The sequence below is a fragment of the Rubrivivax albus genome (assembly GCF_004016515.1).
GTDB lineage: Bacteria > Pseudomonadota > Gammaproteobacteria > Burkholderiales > Burkholderiaceae_C > Rubrivivax > Rubrivivax albus.
In genome coordinates this window covers 1-2862 of record NZ_SACT01000029.1, presented here as the reverse complement: position 1 = coordinate 2862, position 2862 = coordinate 1, and the positions used below count along the sequence as shown (strand labels likewise).

The following is a 2862-nucleotide window of genomic DNA, read 5'->3' as shown; positions in this document are numbered from 1 at the left end:
TGCGCATTTCAGCGATCGCGGACACCCGTTTCACGCTGATCGCGGACACCGTTTCACGCCGATGGCGGACAGCGCACAGGGCATGCGGGTGACTGGGTTCATCGTATCTCAGGTGTCCGCGATGGCCGTGAAGTCGCCCGTGTTGTCCACGCCGGCGCGCAGCGCCGGGGTGGGCAACTCGGCGCCGAAGGCGATGCTCGTTTGATGGTCCTGGCCGCAGGCCTGTCCACGGCGGCGGTCGGTCGGCGCCTGCGACGAACCGACCGACCGCCGCGGTGGGCAGGCCGTGTTCGTCGCCGGGCTGCGGGCGTGCTGATGTCTGCGCGAAGCGATCATTGGGCTTCCTCGTCTGCCTGACCTTCGGGCTTGCGCAGCGATGGCCCTTTGAGCGCGATGCGGTGCGCGCTGTGCACGATGCGGTCCAGGATCGCGTCGGCCACGGTCGGGTCGTCCAGCCAGGCGTGCCAGGCCTTGACCGCCAGCTGGCTCGTGATCAGCGTGGCCTTCGCCCCCACCCGGTCGTCCAGCAGTTCCAGCAGGTCGTTGCGTTCGCCCGGCTCCATTGGCGCACCTGCGAAGTCATCTAGCACCAGCACGTCGATGCGCGCCAGTTGCGCCAGGCGCCGGCTGAAGCTGCCGTCGCCGTGGGCCACACGCAGTTCCTGCAGCAGCCGCGTGGTGCGCGTGTACAGCACCGTGAAGCCTTGCCGCGCGGCCTGCCGGGCCAGCGCGCACGACAGCCACGTCTTGCCCGTGCCCGTGGCGCCGGTGATGAGGATGGTGCGCGCATGGCGCACCCAGTCGCAGCCGGCCAACGCCGTGACCAGGTGCCGGTCCAGGCCGCGCGAGGCGCGCCAGTTGATGTCCTCGATGCACGCGCTGCTGACCTTCAGCCGCGCGGCCTTGAGCAGCCGGGTCAGCCGCTTGTCGTCGCGCCAGTCGATCTCGCGCTGCACCAGCAGCGCCAGGCGCTCCTCGAAGCGCAGTTCGCTGGCGGCGCTGCTGCTGGCGTGATCGGCCAGCGCGGCGACCATGCCGTCCAGGCGCAGGGCTCTGAGCTGGGTCAGGGTCTGTTCGTTGAGCATGGGGTCGTTCTCCTTCGTCGGTGGTGTTGGTGGTGTCGGCGGGTTGGGGGGCGGGTTGGGATGTCAGTGGTAGTAGTCCGGGCCGCGCAGGTTCTCGTGCAGCGGCAGACTGGCCTGGACGGGCTTCGGGGGCGCGGGCTGGCGGTCCAGGCCGCTGCGCAGGATCGACGTGACGCTGCGCAGGTTGGGGCTGCGGATGGCCATGGCGCGGGTGCAGGCCGCCTCCAGGCGCGCCGGCGTGAACTCGCGCGCCAGGCGCTGCATGCCCAGGCAGGCCCGGTAGCCCTGCTCGGGGTGCGGGCGGTGCTCCATCTGCCAGCGCACCACGGCGGCAGTGGCTACGCCGATTCGCTCGCCCCAGGCGATGAGCTTGGCCGGCGACCACTCGCGGTGCGCGCGGTGCGATGCCGGCATGTGCTCGGCCAGGGTCGTGTGCCTGCCTGGCAGCGCGCTGAGCCTGTGCACGGCCACCCGGGCGCCGCCGGCCAGCACTTCCACCGTGGTGGCGGTGATCCGCAGTTCGACCTCGGCGCCCACCAGGCGATGCGGCACGCTGTAGTAGTGGGCGTCGAGCTCGACGTGGTAGTCGATGTTGACGCGGGCGCGCTTGAAGCGGGCGATCGGCATGCGAGTGGCCGGCAGTGCTCGCAACTCACCCTGCTCCAGCGCCAGGAAGGCCGAGTGGCGGCATCCGGGTAGCTTCTTGAATGGCCGCTGGTTCAACTCGGCCAGCAACTCAGCTATGGCGGCATTGAGCTCGGCCAGGCTGAAGAAGCGCCGGTTGCGCAGCCGCGCCAGGATCCAGCGCTCGACCACCTGCACGCCCACCTCCACCTTGGGCTTGTCGCGCGGGCGACCCGGGCGCGCAGGAAGCACGGCCACGTCGTAGTGCGAGGAGAACTCCTGCACCAGTCGGCCGGGGACGGGGTCGTAGCTGTCGGGCCGGGCGATCAGGGCCCGGGGCTGGTCGGGCACGATCAGGCGGGGCACGCCACCGATGAACTCCAGCGTGTCGATGATGGCGCCCACCCAGTCCGCGGCGGTCTGCTGCCAGGTGGCGCAGGCGTAGGTGTAGTTCGACGCACCCAGCACCGCCACGAAGATCTGGGCGCGGCGGATCTCGCCGGTGGCGGCGTCCACGACGGGCATGGTCTGCCCGGCGTAGTCCACGAACAGCTTCTCGCCGGCGATGTGCGTCTGGCGCATCGATCGCTTCAGCCCAGCGGCCCAGGCGCGGTACTTCACGCAGTAGGCGGTGTACTTGTAGGCCAGGTCATTGCCGCGCTGGTACTCCTCCCACAGCAACTGCAAGGTCACGCCGGGGCGGCGCAACTCCTGGTGGATGAGCGCGAAGTCGGGTTCGAGGTGGCGCGACGAGCGCGGCACGGCCGGGCGGTACACCCGGGCCTCGAGCTCGTCGTCGCTCAAGCCCTGGGCCACGGACCAGTCCACGCCGGCTACGCGCGCCATGCTGACGATGGCGCCGACGGTGGTCTTGGAGATGCCCAGCACGCGTGCGCACTCGCGCAGGCTCAACCGGGCTTCGAGGTGGAGGCGAAGGGTCTGTCGTAGTTGACGCATGGTGATCCTGGGGGTGGGCATGTCCGGTCGAAAAATCGACCAGCATGCCCACGGCTCAGGTCACCCGCACGCGCTGCTGCTGTCCGCCATCACGCTGAAACGCTGTCCGCGATCAGCGTGAAACGGTGTCCGCCTTCCCGTGAAATGCTGTCCGCGATCCCGTGAAATGGGTGTCCGCGATGACGTGAAATACGCA

General features: G+C 69.8%; 3 protein-coding genes. 1 reads left to right on the top strand and 2 read right to left on the bottom strand.

What is annotated here, in order from left to right; translation table 11 throughout:
• A partial coding sequence (locus tag ENE75_RS25560) for a hypothetical protein (RefSeq protein ID WP_233259272.1) occupies nt 1-205 on the top strand: 205 nt, incomplete at its 5' end.
• 127 nt (nt 206-332) lie between these two features.
• Here ENE75_RS25560 and istB read toward each other — a convergent pair.
• Both istB and istA read right to left on the bottom strand, forming a co-directional pair.
• On the bottom strand, nt 333-1085 hold the full coding sequence (gene istB / locus ENE75_RS24575; RefSeq protein ID WP_128201749.1) for an IS21-like element helper ATPase IstB: 753 nt from the start codon (nt 1083-1085) through the stop codon (nt 333-335).
• Nucleotides 1086-1148: 63 nt separating this feature from the next.
• Nucleotides 1149-2687 (bottom strand): IS21 family transposase, encoded by a 1539-nt coding sequence (gene istA, locus ENE75_RS24570; protein ID WP_128201747.1) that lies wholly within the window; start codon nt 2685-2687, stop codon nt 1149-1151.
• Between the last annotated feature and the right edge of the window lie 175 nt (nt 2688-2862).

Excerpts from the sequence above, each read along its gene's own strand:
- istA (WP_128201747.1), bottom strand. The coding sequence starts at position 2,687 with ATGCCCACCCCCAGGATCACCATGCGTCAACTACGACAGACCCTTCGC.
- istB (WP_128201749.1), bottom strand. The coding sequence starts at position 1,085 with ATGCTCAACGAACAGACCCTGACCCAGCTCAGAGCCCTGCGCCTGGAC.